Here is a 22169-nt window from a genome sequence, read left to right on the forward strand (position 1 = left end):
CTGCTTATTTATCCTTTTTTTGACGAAATGGATCGAAACCAGCCACTTCTGCCAGCGTATAAAGTGGGCGGCCCTTCACCTCCTCATAAATACGCCCTATATATTGACCCAAAATCCCAATACTGACCAACTGCACCGCACCCAAAAAGAAAACCGCCATAATCACAATTGTCAAACCAGTTAATGCCGAACCCGGAGAGAAAAGACGCCAATACAAAACCAAAAAAGCCATCAAAACAGACACCAAAGCCGAAAATAAACCCAAATAAATCGACAATTGCAAAGGAACCTTTGAAAAAGAGACTAAACCATTCATCGCTAAACTAAAAGATTTTCTGAAGGTATACTTAACCTCGCCTGCAAAGCGCGGATCACGTTCAAACTTAACCGCCGTTTGTTTAAAACCAATCCAAGCGCGCAATCCCCGAATGTAGCGGTTGCGTTCAGGCATAGCATTGAGCACGTCCACCACGCACCTATCCATCAAACAAAAATCTCCGGTATCTATGGGAATATCAACATCAGCAAGATTCCGCAAAATGCGATAATACATATAAGCTGGCAACCGCTTAAACCAACCTTCTTGACGGCGTTGAGTGCGCTGAGCGTAGACAACTTGATAGCCCTGCCGCCACTGTTCTACCATATCTATAATTAGCTCTGGCGGGTCTTGCAAATCGCCGTCCATGATGACTACTACTTGACCTCTAGAAAAGTTTAAACCAGCAGTTACAGCTATTTGATGACCGAAATTGCGGGCCAAACTGAGGTAACAAATTCGTGAGTCTTTTTCGTGCAATTCTCGCAAAAGTTCGAGAGAGCGATCGCGACTGCCATCATTGATTAAAATTAATTCTACTGGGCCGTCCATTCGATCCATCACGGCCCTAATTCGCCGATACAATTCAGCGAGATTTTCTTCTTCGTTATAGATAGGAATTACCAAAGAATACTTAGGTGTATCGTTCATTGCTGTTTCTGTTTAAAAATCGGCTTTTCAACTGTTAAATCAAAAGTTTATTTTTCCCAAACACCCCGGCTGGTTTACGAGAGAGGTTCGGCACGTAATTTCGCTTTTTTAGCCAGACAACAGCAGCCCCCAAAATAGCAGCATACCCAAAATTATCTATTTTATTAAATACGAAAAATAAAAGATACCATAAGACTGACACACGCCAAGTGAAAACATCTGTTATCATAGATGTTTAGTCAGACTATAAAAATTACAATCATAACCCATAAATTCAAAATTGCATGACAAATTCCAATTATCTTTGGCAAGCAAATCAAGACTTAAGCGAAGCTTGTCTGCAACATCCCTTTGTCAGAGGCATTGCTGACGGCAGCCTCCCCCAAAATAGTTTTGCATATTACGTTGCACAAGACGCATTTTTTCTGGGAGCCTTCGCTCGCGCTTATAGTATCGCGGCCGCAAAAGCACCCGACTGGGAGGGGTTTGAAATCCTCCACAATCTCGGTAGTGGCGTTTTAGATGAACTTCGTTTGCATCAAGGATATGCAGCAAAATGGGGGGTAAACTTGCAAGAGGCAAAACCGGGAATCGCTACCCGCCGCTACACAGATTTTTTATTAGCGACAGCCTGGGGAAGTGGTGTAGGTTTGACAGCAGCCGCGATGACTCCTTGCTTGCGGTTGTATGCTTTTTTGGGACAGCAGCTAGCTAAACCTAATATACCGGAACACGCCTTTAGCGAGTGGATTTCCACCTATAGCAGCCCGGATTTTGAGATTTTAGCAAAACGGCTGGAAAGTTTGGTCGATCGCTACGCCGAAGCTGGGCCAGAAGTAGAAGCAACCTATCGCTACGCTATGCTGTGCGAAAGAGACTTTTTTCAGGCAGCTTGGGAAATATAAGAATCCTTGCAGGAGTCGTAATTTTTTTACCCCACCCAACCCTGCCCGAACCAGCCGGGAGAAAGTAAGAAATTTACCAATGATGCGAGGATTGCTATAGAGTAAATTCAGTTGGTGCAAGAAATATAGAAAACTATCTTAAGCTAGCTACACGCAGTAAATTTAACAGCTATTTACAGCAGTAATGCAGCCAATACTTCTATTTACCGTCCTAATGCGAAAACAGTTCCCGGCCAGTTTTAGGGAGTCAGCCGCTGACAAAACCTCGATGCTGCAATCCCATACACGGGCTATTTCTTACAGAGTAAATGAGCAATTACCTGCATCCCGATCGCCCTTATCGATCGGCTTAGAAACCACATAGCAATTACAAAAATTAACCCATCCCGGCTTTTGGAGCGCTCCAGGCGCGGAATTACTTCTAGCCCTAAATCAGTATTTGTCATGGCTAAAACAGCCCAAGACTGTAGATTTAAAATTAAAGTATAGTCCGCTGCCGAGCGATCGCCAAATATATACGTAAGTACCGCCGTACTGCTAATTTTAACGTCCGAGTTTATTGGGAATCCCTTCGCAGCCGCCGGGAATAGTCTCTCTCGACTTCGCTCCGCACCAAGCGCAGCAGTAATAGCGCTGCTCCTCCGACAGCCGCTTGACAGCCGTGAAATCAGCGCGTTCAACCACAGCGCCGGTATGTTCACCCGTTTGATAGTTGGGAAATTCGGTACGGCTGCGGGGGGATGCAGTTTGTGCCGAGCCGTAGAATAATGCGGTGGCTCTCATGTCGGCGCGAGCGAGATTGGCGTCGTACAAGACAGCGCGCGAGAGGTTGGCTTTCACTAAATCGCACTTGCTGAGATTAGCGCGGACGAGGTTGGCTTCGCTCAAATCCGTCCACCGCAAATCGGTGCCAGCCAGGTCAGCACCCGCTAACATGACATTGAGATCGATAACGCGGATACCGTGATCTCTATCTTCAGCGTAGCCGCCGTCGCCGTCAAGGATGGGGCGGCCTAAAAGCCGATCGCGCTTCAGCGGAGTAACCAATCTCGACTGCGACAAAAACCGCAGAATTTTAGCTTTACCTTCAGCATCTACACTGCTCATAATCGCAGCGGTGCGGCCTTCTGCGATCGCCCTTTCCTGCGGCCAGTCTTCCAAAAACCCTTGTTCGTCAAGGGCTAAGTCGGAAACCCCTTGAAAATAAGCATCGATCGTTTGCTGCTGCGTAATTCGATTTTGCTGAATCGTCAAATCTTTCGAGATCACGTACTGCCGCCAAGCCACGTAAACGCCCAAAATTGCGATCAAAATTTGGCCCAAAGCGCCGATCAACTCGCCGAGTGCGCCGATGGCGTCCCAGTTGATTTGGATGTTGCGGCTTCCCGGTTCAGTATTACTACCGCTGAGCATCAGCAAGCCAACAATCCCAGCTAAAAGCCCGAAGCAGGCGACAATCAGCGTGCGCCAAGTCGGCGGAATTACCTGCGCCCAGATTTTGCCCCAACTCGGCCACATCAGCCGCAGCGATAGGCCGATCGCACCGATGGCGCCAATTAAGCCCAGCCAAATGTTGTCATTTGCCAGCCCAAAAATCATCGCTGCGATCAACCCCAGCGTCAGCGCCGACCCCGACTTCTCAGTAGTCGTTTGTTCCGGCTGCGCCGGCAAAAAAACCTTGCGAGTTGGAGGCGGCTGCACCGGTTTTTCCGGTTCAGCAGTAACGACGATTGTCCCTGATTCTGGTGGCACAGTAGGGCTCGCACCGTTCTGACTTTCTACAGTCACGTTAGACTCAGGGCGATTGGGTTGAGAAGAGTTGTTTTCTGGTGTCATGCGTTGAGGCAAATTCTAATTTTAGCCGGTCACTAAAACGATTTTAACTAACCAAGCAGGATTCTAGATAATATTACAATATAAATCTCCACTAATTACACTCAAAAGAGGTGACATACTATGACCCTGGTACTTCCCAATCTGCAAGAAAAACAAATGGGTCAAGTAATCACTACAATCGCCGTCACAAATTTCATCGATCTAGTTATGGCTGAACGGGGATTTATTGGTGCTGAGGAAGTTCGCTCTGTTACCCTCGATAACGTTGTTGTCGATACCGGAGCCACTCTGCTTTCCTTGCCAGCTCCTATTATTAGCCAAATAGGTTTAAGACAAGTAGGAGAAAGAGATGTAGAAACATCAGCGGGCATCAAAAAAGGTCGAATTTTTGCAGGCGCTCAAATTATTGTAGAGGGCAGAGAGGGCAGATTTGATTGTTTAGAATTACCCGAAGGCGTTTCTGCTGTTTTGTTGGGCGTGATTCCAATGGAAGAACTAGGCTTAGAACCTGATTTAAAAAATAGACGATTGCGAGTATTGCCGATGAACAATCAGCAAACATATCTGATGGGTTAGTTGAGCGGCATTTACCGTAGCACAAACCTCTCGCGTGTGATTACTATCATGTCCCTTCAATTACCCGCCCTCAAAAAAGTTTGTACTGAGGACTCAACTACTCATAAAATTTACATGACTTTATTCCTCAATACCAACTAATTTATTTTTATATAAAAATATTACTTACAGTTAAAAACATCATACCCAAAAATTTAATTTTTGGGTATGATGTAAGTTTTTTGCCCTACATCTAGCGAGCAGAATAAGCCTTGAGCAAATACACGCCAACCGTCCCAAATATCAAAACAATTATCCCCAAAATTAACCCCACACTAAACCTTTGAGCATTGCCCAAAGCGACAAGAATTTGCTGCCGCACCACAAACGCCAACAGCCAGCAAATCTGGGCCTTCAGCCAAGCCAAAAGGCCTCGCCCCAACAGATATTGCCGATGAGCGTTCTCAGAAGTAATCGGTACCGGATAATTAAAATTATGGGGATAGCGCGAAACCGCAGTTAAAACGGCAAAAATAATGGCAGCAACCGCCGGCACGATCCAAATCATCACCTTGTCTCCCCAAGCATCAGCCAGCCCCCCCAAGCCGAAATGAATCGGAATTCGATCGGGCAAAACCGCCCAAAACTTGACGATGAGCAAAACAGCCAGCAAAATCGCGATCGCACCCAAAAGCTCTACCGCCACTAAAACGGGCGAAAGTCCCAGAGAAATAACGGGCCGTTGGTTTGGTGTGTTTCCAGTCATGGCTACTGAAAATTAGATTAATATTGAAAATAATAGTATTGGTTCCCATTTCATCCCCCAACAGCTTTCGTTGGGGGTTTCCAAACATCCCGCGAGGTTCTATGACGGCTCAGGTCTTGATTGAAAAGAAAAAGTTAGAAAAACCGCCCCTAACAATACACACATTAGGCGATCGCGTCCTGCGGCAGCCAGCCAAGCGCGTCAAAAGCGTCGATGCAGAAATTCGGCAGCTAGTCCGAGAAATGCTGCAAACCATGTACAGTGCCGACGGTATCGGTTTGGCTGCCCCCCAAGTCGGAGTCCACAAACAAGTAATCGTCCTCGACTGCGACCCGGAAAACCCCGCCACACCCCCAATTGTTTTGATCAATCCCACCATCAAAAGTAGCAGCAGCGATATCTGCAGCTTGCAAGAAGGGTGTTTGAGCATTCCGGGAGTTTATTTAGAAGTCAAACGCCCAGAAGTCATTGAAGTATCCTACCGCGACGAATACGGCCGCCCACAAACCCTGATAGCGACAGACTTACTGTCGAGGGCAATTCAGCACGAAATGGATCACCTCAACGGAGTGCTGTTTGTAGACAGAGTAGAAAACAAGCTGTCACTAAATGAAGCATTAGTCAAGCATAAATTTTCTCCAAAGGCAGTAAAATCAGTATGATGGCAGGAACTCCGAAAAGTGGTTTACTCTTAGCTCTTTCGTGCATCACTGCGATCGCGGCAGTCGGCTCCATCTTTGAGCTGTCATCGGGAGAAGCTCAACTTGGCAATTTAGTCACGGGCATCATTCTCGCCCTTAGCGTACCGCTAACTGGCATATTTTTCTATGCAGCCGTTCAGGATGCCAGGGCAAATCTATAAGCAGAGTTTTTAGTCATTAGTCATTAGTCAGCAGTTATTAGTAATTAGTAATTAGTAATTAGTCAGCAGCTAACAACCAATAACTGTGGAATAAAGACTGCTCAAAAATAACATCACCTAACAGCTCGCGAGCTCATGACCAATGACTAATGACTAATGACTAATGACTTATAACTCATGACTAATGAAATCGGATTTCTGCGACAAGTGCCAGCCAAAGATGCTGCGGGAACCCCAGCATCCAAGTACCAACTTTCTGAAGAAGGGGAATTGGTCATCGGACGCGATCGCAATTGTCAAATAGCTTTAGAGTCGATCGCCCACGGCATGGTTTCCCGCCGCCACGCCGCAGTCCGTCCCCTAACTCAGGGTACTTTGACGAGATGGGAAATTTGCGACCTCAACAGCGCTAACGGAACTTATATCAACGGAAAAAAGCTCTCTGGCTGCCAAACTTTAGAAACAGGCGATCGCATCAGTCTCGGCCTTGACGGCCCTGAATTTATATTTGAATCTCCCGTAACCCCTTACCAAAATCAACCCGGATTAAGATCACAACAGACTGGCAATTTTGCGGGTAGCGAAAAAGACGCTCTCACTTTAACTCAATTATTCCCGATCGCCTCCACTGGCAAACAATTAAGCCAAAAAGCTTACTTATATCCAGGTATTGCCACAGTTATTGTTGTCGTGTCGATGTTTGTCGCGGTTGGAAATTCCGCAGCATTCAACTTGCTGCTGTCAGCTTACCTCGCCGGTGCGGCTTACTACTTTATCTATCAACTGTGCGGCAAACACAAGCCTTGGTGGGTATTGCTTGGTTCGGCTTTAGCTACAGTCCTGATTGTGATCAGCCCCTTATTAATTGGATTTATATTAGTATTTAGAGAAATTTTGCCCGGTCGCCTGCCAACCGAAGGCGAAACAATCAGTTTTTTGCCTTTTTTGACCAGAATGTTTTTCGGGGCGGGTCTAATGGAAGAATTGCTGAAAGCCCTGCCCGTTTTGGGAGCCATGTTACTGGGAAATTGGCTGAAAAATCCGTGGCGCGATCGCATCGGCGTTTGGGAACCTTTAGACGGAATTCTGTTAGGAAGTGCCTCAGCAGTCGGCTTTACACTGTTAGAAACTCTGGGGCAGTACGTTCCCAATGTCATCCAAAATGTCACCCTGCAAGCAGGGCAGGACGCGGGACAATTAGTAGGATTGCAGTTGCTAATTCCCCGCATTTTGGGTTCGGCTGCTGGACACATGGCTTACAGTGGCTATTTAGGATATTTTATCGGTTTGAGCGCCCTCAAACCTAGGAAGCGCTGGCAAATTTTGGGCGTAGGCTATTTCAGTGCTTCCGCACTTCACGCTTTGTGGAATGCGTCAGGAGCCGCCAGCGTACTTTTGCTGGCGTTGGTGGGAGTTTTGTCCTATGCGTTTTTGGTAGCCGCGATTTTGAAAGCCAGAGCTCTGTCTCCGAATCGAGAGCAAAATTTTGCAACTCGAATATTCTTTGAAGGCAGAAGGTAGCAGATCAAGTTTTGAATTTTAAAGTTGTTTCCTTCCTCTGGCAATTTTGAGGTTATGCACATTAGTCACGTAATTTGACCTACCCTTACCATAAAGCGTAGCTTGTGTCAATAAAGAATTTCTACAAATTTTACCGTCTACCGTCAGCCGTCAGCCTTCTGTCGTCTTGATCCTTCCTTCTCTTAGAAATTCTTCACAAATAGTTTGACTGTGGTACTATCTGGATGGCTGTGAGTAGCTGAGGGAAGCCAAGGGGCTTGATTCCTGTGGTGGTGGAGGAGAATCCAGGAGTGCTAGATAGGATGTCATTGGGATACGCAAACGTTTTCGCCCAGCGAAGTCAACTCGAACCCCTCCGCATTGGGGTGATTGGGGTTGGCAATATGGGCCAGCATCACACGCGAGTTCTGAGCTTGCTAAAAGATATCGAACTCGTGGGTGTTGCAGACATAAATGTAGAGCGGGGAATAGATGTAGCAAGCAAATACCGGGTTCGCTTCTTTGAAGACTACCGAGATTTGCTCGCCCACGTAGATGCAGTTTGCGTCGCCGTTCCAACTCGCCTGCATCACCCTGTGGGGATGTCTTGTCTCCAAGCGGGTGTTCACGTTTTAATTGAAAAGCCGATCGCGGCTAGCATTGCCGAAGCCGAATCTTTGGTCAACGCGGCTGCTGAGGCCCACCGGATTTTACAAGTGGGTCACATCGAGCGCTTCAATCCAGCTTTTCAGGAACTCGGCAAAGTGCTGAAAACTGAAGAGTTACTGGCATTGGAAGCTCACCGGATGAGTCCCTATTCCCAGCGGGCTAACGACGTATCGGTAGTTTTGGATTTAATGATCCACGACATCGACTTGCTTTTGGAATTGGCAGATTCCCAAGTGGTGAAGCTGACCGCCAGCGGCAGCAGGGCCTCAGATTCAGGTTATTTAGACTACGTGACAGCGACGTTGAACTTTGCTAACGGCATTGTCGCCACCTTGACTGCCAGTAAGGTGACGCACCGCAAACTCCGTTCAATCGTGGCTCACTGCAAGAATTCTCTGACAGAGGCAGATTTTCTCAACAACGAAATCTTGATTCACCGACAAACAACCGCCAATTACGTGACGGATTACGGTCAGGTGCTTTACCGTCAAGATGGGTTGATCGAGAAAGTTTACACCAGCAATATTGAACCGCTCCACGCAGAATTGGAGCATTTTATTAATTGCGTGCGGGGTGGAAATCAGCCCTCTGTGGGAGGAGAACAAGCTCTCAAAGCTCTGCGGCTTGCGAGTGTGATCGAGCAAATGGCTCTCGACGGTCAAGCTTGGTATCCGAAAGAGCTAGAGTCTACTTTGCAAGTTAGCTAAATCGAGACAAATCCTGTCGTTTCCGGGTGCTTTTACAGTTTGGGTTTGTTGTTCGTTGAAGACGGTAATTGTTCCCATGCAACCGGATTCGATATCAGTCGATTTGAGATTGGACAATTCGGCGTGAGAAGTTCGGCGAGTGCGATCGTCGAGTTGCCCTCGGTCAAAGGATTTTAGACTTTAGATTGACAATCAAGCATCCAGGATACAAGCCCCCGGATTCATCCGTCCAGAAATAAAAAACCTGTATCCGATGAAATTTGCCCCCCGAATTTATCCGTGAGGTGAATGCTTCAATTCTAAAATCTAAAATCTAAAATCTAAAATCGATTGACTCTGCAGATGAATGTGGGGGCTTGAACTAAGGTTTAAACTTTTTTGCCCTCGACAACAGGAGTCGTGGGCAAGTATCCGTCTTTAGGTGAAGTCACGATTTATGCCAAAAAAGAGCGACTATTTGACGACTGATGGTTTTGCTAACTAGCTGATTTCCTTGAGGACTCAGGTGAATGCTGTCTCGATACAAAGTTGGAAATTCGGCCGCACAATTGAAAATGGGAAGAAAATCTATGTAAGTAATTTTCTCTGTTTCTACGAGTTCGGCGAGACGCGCTCTAGCTTTGACTTCCCAGTCGCGAGGGCCCAGGCCGCCGAGTTCGCCCCGCTTCGGCGTGACGGCTAGCAAAAACTCGACGTTGGCGGATACAGCTATTTTCTGGATTTGGCGAATAGCTTCTAAGTTGGAGCCTACTACATCGCTGCTGGTGGCTGCGGGTGCTGCCAATTGGGGAGTCGGCACTGCCGGTAGTAGGTAGCGGCTCAATAACTCTAAGGTAGCCGATCGGGGTTTGTGATCCGGGTAAGATCGATCGCGCCCCACAACCAGATCACAAGGAGCCGATGCAAACAAATCGTCCGTATTAAGCAGCAAAACCACAGCCTTTGCCCCAAAAACACCGAACCGCTTGGCGTAAGCAAGTTGATTCCTCGGCCCCCAAGAATTGGCTGAGGCGTTGAGAACTTCAAAATTTGAATAGTTGACTTGTGAACCTAATTGTGCATGGCTCGCCAGATTCTGTACGAGCAGTCTTAAATTCCGAGTCATAATTTCCGAGATCGTATCTGTCTGATGTGTCCACCAACCGCCGTTGGCGACAGAATCTCCCAACAGCAAGACGCGCAGAGTTTCTGGAGAGGCGATCGGGGCGATCGCTGGGCTACGCATAGAATACTCGTTAATCTCAATCCGGTTGCCCAAGCGACGCACCTTCTGGTTCGGCGCCAACAAATAGCCACACTCGGCATCGGCAATGTAAATCAAAGGATTACCAAAACCCAGCAGCACCCGCAGCAGCACTTCGATTGCCGCCCCCAATCCTGCGGTGACAGCCAAAATTATGAGAACAACTTTCACCACTTAACCTCGAGAGAGAAGGATAAACCCCTGCCGACACCAAGGTATAAAAAAGAATGCAACAGCAGTCAAGCTCTCAACCCCGATTGTAGTCAGTAGATTTTAGATAAAAGATTAAAGCATTGACTCCACAGATGAATCTGGGAAATCTCCCTAAAATCTAAACTTTTTTTGCTGTCGAGGACTCCTGTCTTGAAGCAAGTATCCCTCTGGGAGTGAAGTAAGTAGGTCGTCCTTGTAAAATCTAAAATCTAAAATCTAAAATCTAAAATCTAAAATGTTATGGCTTAGGGGTTTGAGCAACTTGGCGACCCGATTAAGTCAACCGAATCGCCCCCGTGGATATAGAATTCTAGAATATACCGTGACTCATCCGCCGTCAGCAGTCAGTGAACTTGGTGGTTTCAGGAAAATCCGTGGACTTAAAACAAATATTCAAAACGCCGAATCCCATAATCGGTGTCGTACATTTACAGCCTTTGCCAACTTCTCCCCGCTGGGGCGGAAACCTCAAAGCTATTATCGGAAGAGCCGAGCAAGAGGCTACAGCGCTGGCTTCTGGTGGCGCAAACGGTATCATAGTCGAGAACTTTTTCGACGCTCCTTTTGCTAAAGACAGCGTAGATCCGGCGGTGGTAAGTGCCATGACTCTGGTAGTTGAGAGGCTAACAAATCTCGTGACGCTGCCGATCGGCGTTAACGTGCTGCGAAACGACGCCCACAGCGCGATCGCCATCGCCTCCTGCACAGGAGCTCAATTCATCCGCGTCAACGTCCTCAACGGCATCATGGCTACAGACCAGGGCTTAATTGAAGGCCAAGCTCACCAGCTACTGCGCTACCGCCGGGAATTGGGCAGCGATGTCAAAATATTAGCAGACGTGTTAGTCAAGCACGGGCGACCCCTAGGCAGCCCCAATTTGACCACAGCCGTCCAAGAGACGATCGGGCGCGCTTTAGCCGACGCCGTAATCCTTTCCGGCTGGACAACTGGCAGCCCTCCCAATCTCGAAGACTTAGAACTCGCGAGTGCAGCAGCGGCGGGAATTCCAGTTTTCATCGGCAGCGGCGCATCGTGGGAAAACATTTCTACCCTCATGCAGGCGGCTGACGGCGTAATCGTATCGAGTTCCCTGAAGCGAAACGGCCGCATCGAGCAGCCTATAGATCCGATCCGCGTCAGTCAGTTTGTAGAAGCCGCCCGCCGCAGCTTGTCCCAGAAAGAGCGCGAACAGGAAAATAGAGATGCTAATGGCTCAAGAGGGCCAACACCGGAACCGGGCAAACTCACAAGTAAAACGTAAAATGGGAATTGTTGACAGTTGACAGTTGGCAGTAGTCATCAGTCATCAGTCAACAGTTATCAGTCATCAGTCATTAGTTAACCATTAACCGTCATTAGTCAACAGTCAACAATTCCCAATTATCAATTACCAAATCAAAAAATGATTCGCCGACGTTCCACCCCTTGGATTCATCGCTGGTCTAGGACTCTGATGGCAGCGATCGCAGCCATAGGCGTCGTAGAAACGGCCTATCTCACGATCGCTAAATTCACGAATGGCTCGGTCATTTGTCCCACCAGCGGCTGCGACAAAGTTCTCAACAGTCCCTACGCTACAGTCTTTGGCACCGTGCCTTTAAGTTTGTTAGGCTGTCTGGCTTACCTGAGCATAGCAATCCTGGCATTGGCTCCCAAAGGCGTCAATCCCAACACCAATAAAGGACTGCACTCTCAACTAGAAAACACAACTTGGCAAGCGCTATTTATCATCACCGCTGCGATGGTAATTTTCAGCAGCTATTTGATGTATTTGATGGCTTTTGAAATTCAGGAACTGTGCATTTACTGCATCACATCTGCCTTATTTGCGCTGTCGCTGTTTGTGTTGGTGCTAGTCGGGCGCGAGTGGGAAGATATCGGACAGTTGGTGTTTACAGGCATTTTAGTGGCAATGGTGAGTTCGATCAGTGCCTTGGCACTTTATAACAGCGTCAACTCACCTCCTCCTACTGTCTCTACCCCCGGAATTGTACCCCCTGCCGTCACTACAACCTCCGGCCCGGCACAAATTGCTTTGGCCCGCCACCTCCGACAAATTGGCGCTAAAGAGTACGGCGCTTATTGGTGTCCCCACTGCCACGACCAAAAAATGCTGTTCGGCAAAGAAGCAGCCAAAATAATTGATTATTTTGAATGCGATCCCAGGGGGCAAAATTCCCGCGCTGAAATTTGCCAAGCTGCTGCTGCGAATGTTAAAGGTTTCCCGACTTGGGAGATTAATGGTAAGTTTTATGCGGGGACACAATCTTTGGATAAACTCGCTGATTTATCAGGTTACACCGGCCCGCGCAACTTTCAAAACTAACAGGAAAGTTGGAGATGTTAGATGACAGATTTTAGATTGATGGGCAGGGAATATCCTGGTTTTTAACTTAGTTTATCGTTGGTTCTTGCTGCGAAATCAATCTAAAATCGTGCATCTTTAATAAATAAAAAATAGTCTAATTAGTTAGAAGAGAAATTTTAAAACAAGTGGTGGCTTTTGAGTATTTAGATCGGCGAATAACTACTAAAAACTTTACATAAAAATGCAAGAAACCGGGTTTCTGCTTCCAGAGTGATTGTTGAAATGACATATTTTGGTTGCGAAATCCGGTTTCTGCTGTTGCAGCCCGATCGTACCGAAAAACCAAAAAATTGGATAATCTAAAATCTAAAATCTAAAATCGACTCGCCCCACCGAAAAACCAAAAAATTGGATAATCTAAAATCTAAAATCTAAAATCTAAAATCGACTCGCCCCCACCGAAAAACCAAAAAATTGGATAATCTAAAATCTAAAATCTAAAATCGACTCGGAGATGTAAAACCTATAGGTAGTAGTAGTTTAGATGCTCACAGGGCGAGCCCCCAATCCCCAAAATATGCTAAAAACTATCAAAAAATGGGTCGATCAAGAACGCCGAGTATTGATTACTGCGAGTGCCGTTGCTAGTACGGTCATTGTAATGCGCTGGTTAGGATGTTTTCAGGTGTGGGAATGGGCTGCTTTCGACCACTTTGTGCGCTGGCGGCCGGCCGAACCAATTGACTCGCGCATCGTCATTGTAGAAATTAAGGAAGCTGACTTGCAAAAATACGGCTACCCAATTTCGGATGCTGTCTTGGCCCAATTGCTGCAAAAATTGCACGCGGGCAAGCCACGGGCGATCGGCCTTGACGTTTACCGAGATTTGCCAACTCAACCGGGTAACGCCGAATTGCTCAAAACTTTTAAAACTATTCCCAACTTAATCGGCATTGAGTTGATGCCAGACGAAACCCGGCTCGGAGTTCGCCCGCCTCCGGTACTTGACAAGCTCGATCGAATTGGTTTCAACAATGTTGTCATCGACGCTGACTCAAAAGTGCGGCGAACTTTGCTCTACGCTTGGCCCGGAGACGGCAAAACTCATCAAAGTTTCGCACTCAGACTGGCTTTGCTTTACCTCAAAAGCGAAGGAATTTCCCCTCAACGAGCAAGCGTCAATCCTAAATACTTGCAGTTAGGCAAGGGGGTTTTTCGGCCTTTTCAACCGAATGACGGTGCTTACGTTCGATCGGACAGCCGCGGCTATCAAATTTTGACCAACCTGCGCGGCCCGCGAGGCAGTTTTCGCACTGCATCAATGAGCGATGTGCTCTCTGACACAGTACCTGCTGATTTTGTACGATCGCGCGTTGTCTTGATCGGCTCAAATGCCCCCAGCCTCAGAGACTTTTACCAAAATGCTTACAGTTCCGGTTGGTTTGGTCCTCCCCAACAAATACCGGGAGTCGAGCTTCAGGCTCATTTCTTGAGCCAAATTTTGAGTGCAGCCCTCGACGGGCGCGGCGGTATCAATGTCTGGCCAGAGGCTGCGGAGTTGCTGTGGATTTTACTGTGGTCTTGGGCCGGAGCAAATGTGAGTTGGAATTTGCGATCGCTGGGTCGATCGGCTTACTGTTTATTAAGTATCTGTCTAGGTCTGAGTTCTAGTTTATACTTAGTATTCTTAATAGGTTGGTGGCTACCGTTAATTCCTCCAATCCTCAGTCTTGTGGGTTCTGGTGTCGCAGTTGTGGGTTATCTGGCTCACTTGCAAGAAGAATTAAAACGGTCTAAAGAATTTTTACAATCGCTAATCGATACAATTCCCGACCCCATTTTTGTCAAAGATAGAACTCACCGCTGCGTAGTTTTGAATCAGGCATATTGTCGGTTTATTGGCTATCCTTTAGAAATTTTAACTCGCCGAACCGATTACGAATTATTTCCCCAAGCCGAAGCCGAGATATTTTGGCAGCAAGACGAATTAGTATTTCAAACTCACCAGCCGCGAGAAAATGAAGAATATTTTACTGACGCTCACGGAATGACGCATCTGATTGCGACTAAAAGATCCCTACATAAAGATGCTGCCGGCAACCTATTTTTAGTCGGAGCAATCAGAGATATTACCGAGCGCCAACTCCGGGCAAATGCCCTAGAACAAAAAAATGCTGAGCTCAGCCACCAAGCTTATCACGATGCTCTTACCGGTTTGGCCAACCGCCAAATGTTCTACGAATGCTTGCATAAGTCTCTAGAAATAGCCTCCAGCACTCAGGAATTGGTAGCTTTACTGTTTTTAGATTTAGATGGATTTAAATCAATCAACGACACTCTCGGACACAATGTGGGTGATTTACTCTTAAAAACAGTTGCCAGTCGGCTCAAAAAATGCTTGCGCGGCAGCGATACAATCTCGCGGTTGGGCGGCGACGAGTTCACAGTCATTTTGCCCGCAATTCCAGGTCGCGAGGAAGCTGCGAAAGTAGCTGAAAAAATTTGCGACGCCATCATGCAGCCTTTTATTTTAGAAGAACATACCGTTTCTGTAACTACAAGTATTGGCATTAGTTTATATCCCATTGACGGTCAAGAGCCAGAGATGTTAGTTAAGAATGCCGATGTTGCGATGTATCGTGCTAAGGAAAGCGGGAAAAATCAATATCACTTTTATTAATTAAGAGGAGTTAAAAACTTAATGCCACTGTAGGTAAAGTCCCCACCCCCTTCTTGATAAGCCTGTGCAGCTAACTTAAAAAAATAGCTAGCTCCTTAAACTGTAAGCCCTATAAGCTTTTTGAAACCGTTGAAAAAAATGTCCAAAGTAGTGAAATATCAAATCTAAAATCATGTAATTTAGAATACTCTAATCTGTCATCTGCCCTTAGATATATTTAGCCAAATATAAAACTTATGAGAGCAACTTGCCGTTTTCTCTAAATGTTACAAAATATTAAAATAAATCACAACATGAAACCAAATTCAAACCGCCAAAAAGCCTTAATGAAAAAAAATTTATGTAAACTTATGAAAGTTAATTAAAGTAAATGTAAAGATATCCGTGGAAATACGGAAATTGATAGATATAATAGGTGGTACAGACGTGGATCGATTGCGGTGATTTGAATAAGGCTGTGAATACTATGCGTACTTTGATTCAGCTCACAAAAACGGCAACCCTGGCGGCCTGCCTGCAAGTGAATATAGTCGGCACTGCAAATGCGGCTCGACTTGCCAGCAACTCAACTAGCAATTTCACAAAGGCCCGTAGCGCGGGCGAGAACCCGACGCCATCGACCCCCAGAGTTTGGACAGTTACACCAACCTCTAGGTTTGGAAATCCCAAAGAATACGAACCACCCCCGAACGGGAACCCCGAAAGTGACGGTACGGGAACGCGCTGACCCTAAATTTTCAATAAATTTTCAATCTTCTATTCGCGGAGATTTGTACCAATTGGATTGGTTAATTAAAGTATGGCTGCACCAATCCGGATCGGTGAGGGGATAGTCCACTCGGTAATGACCGCCGCGACTTTCAGTGCGAAAGGCAGCACTTTTGACAATTAAATAGCCGATATCCAATAAATTCCCCACTTCTCCCCAATTTCGCAAAATCGAGCTATTTTCCGCCTCAGCAGGGGAAAAATCAATAATTTGTCCGGGCCTTAAATTATCAAGCGTTTGACTCAAAGCCAACGAAGCAAATTCTTGCCGCCAAATCTCAAGTTGGACGATCGCACTTTCCAAATCGCGTTGTCCCCGGCAAATTCCCGCACTCTGCCACACCAAATTAGGCAATTCCACCCGCAACTTTTCGATCGCCTCAATGTCCTTTTCAGAAATCGATTTTTCCAAGATTTCCCCCGCCTCGAACTGATCGGCCAATGCCTCGGATATTCCATCTTCTAGCTGCAAAAGTCCCATCTGCGCCCCAAAAACCAGACATTCCAGCAGCGAATTACTCGCCAACCGATTAGCGCCATGTACCCCCGTGCTCGCAGTTTCGCCCACCGCGTACAAACCCGGAATCGAAGTTTGGTTGAACTTGTCAGCCACAATCCCTCCCATCCAGTAATGGGCGGCGGGCGTCACCGGCACCGGTTCGGAAAAAATATCAATTCCCCAATCAGCGCACACTTGAATAATATTGGGAAACCTGTAGCGCAGTCGATCGACCGCAATCGGGCGCAAATCCAGCCAAACATGAGGTTCACCCGTCTTTTGCAAGTGGCGGAAAATTGCGCGGCTGACAACATCCCTAGGGGCGAGTTCCCCGCTGGGGTGAGAGTCAAAAGCAAAGCGATATCCCTTACTGTCAACCAAATGAGCTCCTTCTCCCCGCACCGCTTCGCTAATGAGAAACCGAGGTGCGCCCGCTGTGCTCAGCGCCGTCGGGTGAAACTGCACAAATTCTAAGTCTCGCAGCAGCGCCCCGGCGCGCCACGCAATTGCCACCCCGTCCCCGGTACTTACCGACGGATTGGTCGTTTGAGCAAAAACCTGTCCGCCGCCGCCTGTCGCCAGCACCACGGCCCCGGCCTGCAGCCACTTGACTTGTGAGCCACAAATCGAACTAATCCCCTGACAGCGCCCGGTTTCGTCTAGCCACAGACTCAAAGCAAAGGCAGGAGATACGAGTTGAATGTTTTTGCGGCTCAATACTTTTGCTGTCAGCGTACTGATCACGGCTTTGCCTGTAGTGTCGGCGGCGTGGAGAACTCGGCGGCGGGAGTGGGCTGCTTCTAGGGTGAGGGCTAAATCTGGGCCGGTGCGATCGAATGCAACGCCCATTTTCACTAGGGAGTCAATGCAGGCTGAAGCTTCCTCGACTAAAAATTTCACCGCCTCCAAATCGCAAAGACCGGCTCCCGCAGCCAGTGTATCCTGAATGTGCAGTGCTGCCGAATCTTCAGGGGCGATCGCTGCCGCAATCCCTCCTTGAGCCCAGTCACTAGCAGAAACAGGCAGGGTATTTTTATTGATCAAGCCCACCTGCAAATGCTCTGGCAGGCAAAGTGCTGTGTACAAACCCGCCGCGCCAGCACCTATTACCAATACGTCAAATTTGTCAGTCATAAGTCTGCCGCCAGTCAATTTTAGATTTTAGATTTTAGATTTTAGATTTTAGAATTGAGTCTACAGATGAATCTGGGGACTTGAACTAATGTCAGTCAAGGGATTTTAGATTTTAGATTTTAGATTTTAGATGAATCAGGAGAACCCGCTTATTTAAATCTAGCGAATTTGGGTCGGCTTTTGCCCAATGGTGGTTGAAAGTAAGTCTCTAGAAATTAAAGGCAGAAGTCATCAGCCTCTAGAAAAAAAATATTTTCTTTCGGCCGTTTGCCTTCTGCCCAATGACTTCTGCTTCAAATAAGACCCGCTGCTACCTAGTCGTAGAGACCATTATTCAACCGATTGTCTCCTTCAATAAAGACTGATTCAACATCAGTTACGGTGAATTTGTCCATGTTAGCTTGCAGCACTTTTTTCTGAGCATCCGTCAAGTCTGAAATATTGAGTACGTCCTCAACATTTTCGTAAGGAGCATTCTTAATAATTAGTCGAGCTAAAGTGGGATACAACCCTCGAAATTCCCGAAAGTCCCGGACGGCGCTGTTGTTCAAATCAAGTTTTTTGCCGTATTCTGTGGCAAGCTTCTCATCGGCGCGATTGGTTCTAGCCGGAGCTTCAACAGCTAGGAGCGAGGATGATGGCAAGACGATACGGCTTAATGACGCCGCGATCGCGCTTTGGTCTCCCGCCCATGCAAAGCAGCCCAGCACTAAGCCCAATACTGCCAATAGACGACCCAATCGTTTCATGAAGTTTTGTCTCCCAATTTCATACACAGCATTTATGTAGAGACTACCATTTTGCTTATGCAGTTTTTCAGATAAATCCGCAATAGGTAGAGGGCTGTTATAAACTTTACATTGAGGTATTGACAACGCGAACTATATGTGATAATGCCAGACTTTTAAGCATCGCAGGCAAGTTTATAAAAGGCCCTCCAAATTAAAAACTCGGACTGCCATTTTCAAGGGTTAATTTTTGCCCTGCACCCAATTTTCTAGCTATCGAGAACTCTTTCCTTTCGTTTTCAGAAAAGCGTTCAAGTCAGCATAAGTACCGCCGTAAGCCACGCTGGGATGGTCGTAACCCTTCAAAGAAACGGTGTGCTGCTCGAAAGCGCCCTGGGCCCCCAATTGCGTCAGGTATTTGTAGGTAGTTTCTCCCACAGCGATATCCTTGCCAAGTTGCTTGGTGCAAGACTCCAGGCGAAATGCTGCGTTTACAGTATCTCCCAAGGCGGTATAGTCCGATCGGTCGCTGCTGCCAGAATTTCCCACCATTGCATAACCGGTATTGATTCCGGCCCCGACTCGCAAAGGAAAAGGCAGGGGGTAACGGCTGCTGAGTTCGTCTGTTGCCTTGTGCAGTTCGCTTAAAGCTTGGCAAATCCGCATCATTTCCTCGCTGCTGACACCGCTGGTTTTGTGGAACCAGACGGCCATGATGGCATCGCCGATGTATTTGTCCACCCAACTGCCGTGTTCGCGAATGATCTGTCCTGCTTTGCGGAACCAATTGCCGATGACTTCTGACAGCAGGGTTTCGTCTAGCTGCCTAGTTAAAACTGTAAAGTCTCGGATGTCCATTACCATGACGCTAATCAGGCTACGCACCGTCAAAGTCGCCGTAAAATCATCCGAGTCTGTATCGTGTATGGGATCGTGCCGATGGCCCGCGGTTGGGTTGTAGAAGTCCAATTCGGTTTGACCGAAAATAATCCGATCGCCATTTCTGAGAGTTACAGGAATACTGACCCGCCGCCCATTGACAAAGGAACCATTGCGGCTACCCAAGTCGATCAGGTAGAACTCTCCTGTCTCCATCTGCTGTAACATCGCGTGATTACGGGAAATCCAGCGATCTGTCAGTACAAAATTATTGTCATCGCTCCGCCCTACTGTCCAGCAATTGCTGCCGGAGAGCGGCAAGTAGCGATTGCCGCCTTCTGTGCGAAGTACCATATGTGGATTGGGTTGCACTCGTCACAACAGTCCTAGAAACGACACAAAATTAACCGATTTGAAATTTGAGACTTCAGATTTTAGATTTTTTAGTCCATCGTAGATGCACCTAGCCCCTGCAGGATTTCAGAACCATAAATTCGATCGAGCGAGCGAAGGTATTTATGATTCGATCTACCAAAGCCGCCAGTAAAAACATACTGTCTACCAAGATTGTACCTGATAATACTGCCTGCCCCGGAGCGGAGACAACTTTTATTTATTTTGATGGGCCAGAAAAAAGTGGGAAAATGGCTCTCTGGCTAGCCGGCTACCCTATACACACAAGTCCGAAATCTTTCAACACAATTCCTGAAACCCAAGTTTCGCATGAATCTCAGAAAGGAAGCTTATTTTCATGAATTTTAAGTTATTGATTCGGCCAAACGAGAAATCAAGATTCTAGGAAACAGGGTTTCTAGAATATGGGTCAGCGAGCAACTTGTCTGTACACGGTAGAGCTAGGCGGGGCGTAGGGGGTGTGGCCTGGTATGCAGATCAAGAGTTCTGTGTACGACTCCCTCTGGTGTAAGCTTCCAATTTCAACCGGAACAGCCGCTCATACCGAAGATTTCCTTGCAACCATCAGACTGACATTCCGTCCCTGGGCAGTAGTGCTAGTTCCTAACGCTAATAATCCCAGCCCTTCATCGCCAATAATGATAGCAGAATTCACATCTCTATCGTGGTTAGTTTTGCAGTTGGAACAAGTCCAGCTACGCACTTCCAACGGAAGGCGACCCACCTGATTCAAACCTACGTGGCAACTCTTACTCGTTGGTGCAAAAAAACGACCAGTGTCTAGGTAAGTTTTACCGTCTTTTTCAGCCTTGTATTTCAACGATCGGGTCAAAATTGACCAGCCGCAATCGCTATTTTTTTGGGCGATATTTTTTTTATCAAGTTATTAACTGCCAGCTTTTCAACAAGGATGACTTGGTTTTACTGCACAAATTTGGGAGATGTTTTTTCCTGGACGTTCTCACGAGCGGTTGCCATTTTTCGTGATAAATCACAATTATACGGGCTTGATGGCGAAGATTTGAATCTTGATATTTGTGAGATAGTTTATGCTGCTTACGGTTTATATGTTTATAATTTATGGTGGATTTTAGCAAAACAAAACCAGCTTTCCTAGAAACTTGAGGAATTTCTCACAAACAATTTGAACTTTTTGTGGGGTACTGAATTGATTGGCCTGCCTTGACTAGAACTTCGGGAAAGATGCCGGTTCTTCAAAGAAGTGGATGAATGCTGTGCATAGGTTTAGTGAACTCAACTGATGCAGTTTTGGGTGACAGGGCAATCGCATCTGGTAAATAGCACTTTGTGAAGCAAAACTGAGCTAGCGGGGTAACAAGCAAGCTGGAAAACTTAGCCGGCAATGGTTGAAGGGAACCGTCTCTGAGCGCTGATATATTTTACTGTGCATTGTGCGATCGTTACGATCGCCATTCTTGGGGGTAGCAATAATCATTATAAATTAACCTGTTTTCTCAGTATTTTTACTTACAATTCCGAGAGCAATTCACCCCCATCAACTCGAAATAACCGATGTGAGAGTTGAGGGTGCGGAAGGAAGTTATAAATTTACCTAAATTTTCCTTTTCTTGCGGATGAACATAGTTAGGTCTAGTAAATTATGTAAGCCTATGTCACGACCAAAAGTTTGGTGTTATTAATTACTGCCTTTGCAAGCAAAATAAAGACGGTAAAGCACCAGCAATGGCTAGCTAATCAATGCTTAACATCCTACAGAGCGTCGTGAGCTAGGTTCGTAATAACTTATTTATCCAGGTTTGTAATGATAACCAGCGAAAAACTCAGCATTCATAAGTTAGTAGAATCCCAAGTAAGGCAAACACCAAATGGTATTGCTGCTATTTTCAATAGCGAGCCAATAACTTATCAATAATTAAACAATAAAGCAAATCAATTAGCACATTATCTGAAAAGCTTAGGAGTTAATTCAGAGACGCTTATTGGAGTATGCGTTGATCGATCACTGAATATGTTAATCGGACTTCTGGGAGTCTTAAAAGCCGATAGTGCTTACGTCCCTCTTGACCCAACTTATCCCGAAGATAGGTTAGCATTTATGTTGGAAGACTCCCAGCTTCCGCTATTACTTACCCAAACCCATCTTCTCAGTTGCCTACCTAAAAGAAATGGTATGCGAGTGGTATGTTTAGACTCAGATTGGCAAAAAATTGAGCAATTTAACCAAAATAATTTAGATAGCAAAGTCACACCTGATGATTTAGCCTATACAATATACACTTCGGGTTCAACGGGTAAACCAAAAGGCGTGCAAATTATTCACCGGGCTGTAGTCAATCTTCTCCTCTCGATGAAACAAGAACCAGGATTGACAGAGCGAGATGTACTACTAGCAGTCACTACGATATCCTTTGATATTGCTGTTTTAGAACTTTTCTTACCATTAATAGTTGGGGCTCGCGTTGTGATCGTTAGTCGCGCAGTCGCCATCGATCCAATGAAGTTATCTAAAATAATCACTGAATCTGGCGCTACAGTCATGCCAGGGTAAAC

Annotated in this window: 20 protein-coding genes and 1 pseudogene; 12 read left to right on the forward strand and 9 right to left on the reverse strand. The window is 46.5% G+C overall.

The window, feature by feature from the left end:
• Positions 1-4: 4 nt before the first annotated feature.
• Positions 5-970 carry a glycosyltransferase family 2 protein gene (locus QUB77_RS06100; RefSeq protein ID WP_333170519.1) on the reverse strand — a complete coding sequence of 322 codons (966 nt, stop codon included), beginning with the start codon at positions 968-970 and terminating at the stop codon, positions 5-7.
• A gap of 284 nt (positions 971-1254) precedes the next feature.
• Here QUB77_RS06100 and QUB77_RS06105 point away from each other — a divergent pair, with 284 nt between their 5' ends.
• Entirely contained in the window at positions 1255-1875 is a 621-nt protein-coding gene (locus QUB77_RS06105; RefSeq protein WP_333170518.1) for a TenA family protein, read from the forward strand.
• 290 nt (positions 1876-2165) lie between these two features.
• On the opposite strand, the gene QUB77_RS06110 is transcribed toward QUB77_RS06105, so the two are convergent.
• Both QUB77_RS06110 and QUB77_RS06115 read right to left on the reverse strand, forming a co-directional pair.
• Positions 2166-2321 (reverse strand): hypothetical protein, encoded by a 156-nt coding sequence (locus tag QUB77_RS06110; RefSeq protein ID WP_333170517.1) that lies wholly within the window; start codon positions 2319-2321, stop codon positions 2166-2168.
• Positions 2322-2418: 97 nt separating this feature from the next.
• Entirely contained in the window at positions 2419-3711 is a 1293-nt protein-coding gene (locus tag QUB77_RS06115; RefSeq protein WP_333170516.1) for a pentapeptide repeat-containing protein, read from the reverse strand.
• A gap of 120 nt (positions 3712-3831) precedes the next feature.
• Here QUB77_RS06115 and QUB77_RS06120 point away from each other — a divergent pair, with 120 nt between their 5' ends.
• Entirely contained in the window at positions 3832-4287 is a 456-nt protein-coding gene (locus QUB77_RS06120) for an aspartyl protease (protein WP_333170515.1), read from the forward strand.
• Between the two features lie 232 nt (positions 4288-4519).
• Here the strand turns inward: QUB77_RS06120 and QUB77_RS06125 are convergent, their stop codons facing one another.
• Entirely contained in the window at positions 4520-5032 is a 513-nt protein-coding gene (locus QUB77_RS06125; RefSeq protein ID WP_333170514.1) for a DUF1648 domain-containing protein, read from the reverse strand.
• 101 nt (positions 5033-5133) lie between these two features.
• Between QUB77_RS06125 and def the strand changes: the two genes are divergently transcribed.
• The 4 genes from def to QUB77_RS06145 all read left to right on the forward strand — a co-directional run bounded on the left by def (position 5134) and on the right by QUB77_RS06145 (position 8770).
• Positions 5134-5694, forward strand: coding sequence for a peptide deformylase (def, locus tag QUB77_RS06130; protein WP_333170513.1), 561 nt, complete (start codon positions 5134-5136; stop codon positions 5692-5694).
• The gene (locus tag QUB77_RS06135) at positions 5694-5894 is read left to right on the forward strand and encodes a hypothetical protein (protein WP_199292547.1); all 201 of its coding nucleotides are present in this window, start codon (positions 5694-5696) and stop codon (positions 5892-5894) included. Before def ends, QUB77_RS06135 begins: the two co-directional genes overlap by 1 nt.
• Before the next feature lie 177 nt (positions 5895-6071).
• The gene (locus tag QUB77_RS06140; RefSeq protein WP_333170512.1) at positions 6072-7415 is read left to right on the forward strand and encodes a PrsW family glutamic-type intramembrane protease; all 1344 of its coding nucleotides are present in this window, start codon (positions 6072-6074) and stop codon (positions 7413-7415) included.
• A gap of 302 nt (positions 7416-7717) precedes the next feature.
• Positions 7718-8770 carry a Gfo/Idh/MocA family oxidoreductase gene (locus QUB77_RS06145; protein WP_333071385.1) on the forward strand — a complete coding sequence of 351 codons (1053 nt, stop codon included), beginning with the start codon at positions 7718-7720 and terminating at the stop codon, positions 8768-8770.
• Between the two features lie 427 nt (positions 8771-9197).
• Here the strand turns inward: QUB77_RS06145 and QUB77_RS06150 are convergent, their stop codons facing one another.
• The gene (locus QUB77_RS06150; protein WP_333170511.1) at positions 9198-10184 is read right to left on the reverse strand and encodes a GDSL-type esterase/lipase family protein; all 987 of its coding nucleotides are present in this window, start codon (positions 10182-10184) and stop codon (positions 9198-9200) included.
• A gap of 416 nt (positions 10185-10600) precedes the next feature.
• On the opposite strand from QUB77_RS06150, the gene btpA reads away from it, so the two are divergent.
• From btpA to QUB77_RS06170, 4 genes are all read left to right on the forward strand, one after another.
• Positions 10601-11488, forward strand: coding sequence for a photosystem I biogenesis protein BtpA (btpA, locus tag QUB77_RS06155; protein WP_333170510.1), 888 nt, complete (start codon positions 10601-10603; stop codon positions 11486-11488).
• 141 nt (positions 11489-11629) lie between these two features.
• Entirely contained in the window at positions 11630-12553 is a 924-nt protein-coding gene (locus QUB77_RS06160; RefSeq protein WP_333170509.1) for a vitamin K epoxide reductase family protein, read from the forward strand.
• Positions 12554-13079: 526 nt separating this feature from the next.
• Positions 13080-15215: a CHASE2 domain-containing protein gene (locus QUB77_RS06165; RefSeq protein ID WP_445251717.1), complete on the forward strand. Its 2136-nt coding sequence runs from the start codon at positions 13080-13082 to the stop codon at positions 15213-15215.
• Positions 15216-15681: 466 nt separating this feature from the next.
• Positions 15682-15942: a hypothetical protein gene (locus tag QUB77_RS06170; RefSeq protein WP_333295873.1), complete on the forward strand. Its 261-nt coding sequence runs from the start codon at positions 15682-15684 to the stop codon at positions 15940-15942.
• Between the two features lie 21 nt (positions 15943-15963).
• Here the strand turns inward: QUB77_RS06170 and nadB are convergent, their stop codons facing one another.
• From nadB to QUB77_RS06190, 4 genes are all read right to left on the reverse strand, one after another.
• A complete protein-coding gene (gene nadB / locus QUB77_RS06175; RefSeq protein ID WP_333170506.1) occupies positions 15964-17616 on the reverse strand; it encodes an L-aspartate oxidase in 1653 nt (550 codons plus the stop codon).
• 314 nt (positions 17617-17930) lie between these two features.
• Entirely contained in the window at positions 17931-18365 is a 435-nt protein-coding gene (gene psbU / locus QUB77_RS06180) for a photosystem II complex extrinsic protein PsbU (protein WP_006635850.1), read from the reverse strand.
• A gap of 252 nt (positions 18366-18617) precedes the next feature.
• Positions 18618-19577 (reverse strand): adenylate/guanylate cyclase domain-containing protein, encoded by a 960-nt coding sequence (locus QUB77_RS06185; protein WP_333170505.1) that lies wholly within the window; start codon positions 19575-19577, stop codon positions 18618-18620.
• Between the two features lie 598 nt (positions 19578-20175).
• Entirely contained in the window at positions 20176-20469 is a 294-nt protein-coding gene (locus QUB77_RS06190) for a zinc ribbon domain-containing protein (RefSeq protein WP_333170504.1), read from the reverse strand.
• A gap of 27 nt (positions 20470-20496) precedes the next feature.
• Here QUB77_RS06190 and QUB77_RS06195 point away from each other — a divergent pair, with 27 nt between their 5' ends.
• Positions 20497-20754: a hypothetical protein gene (locus QUB77_RS06195; protein WP_333170503.1), complete on the forward strand. Its 258-nt coding sequence runs from the start codon at positions 20497-20499 to the stop codon at positions 20752-20754.
• 789 nt (positions 20755-21543) lie between these two features.
• A pseudogene (locus tag QUB77_RS06200) lies at positions 21544-22167 on the forward strand (AMP-binding protein); the annotation flags it as partial.
• Positions 22168-22169: the final 2 nt, after the last annotated feature.

It is taken from the genome of Microcoleus sp. AT9b-C3, from assembly GCF_036705485.1.
Taxonomy (GTDB): Bacteria; Cyanobacteriota; Cyanobacteriia; order Cyanobacteriales; family Microcoleaceae; genus Microcoleus.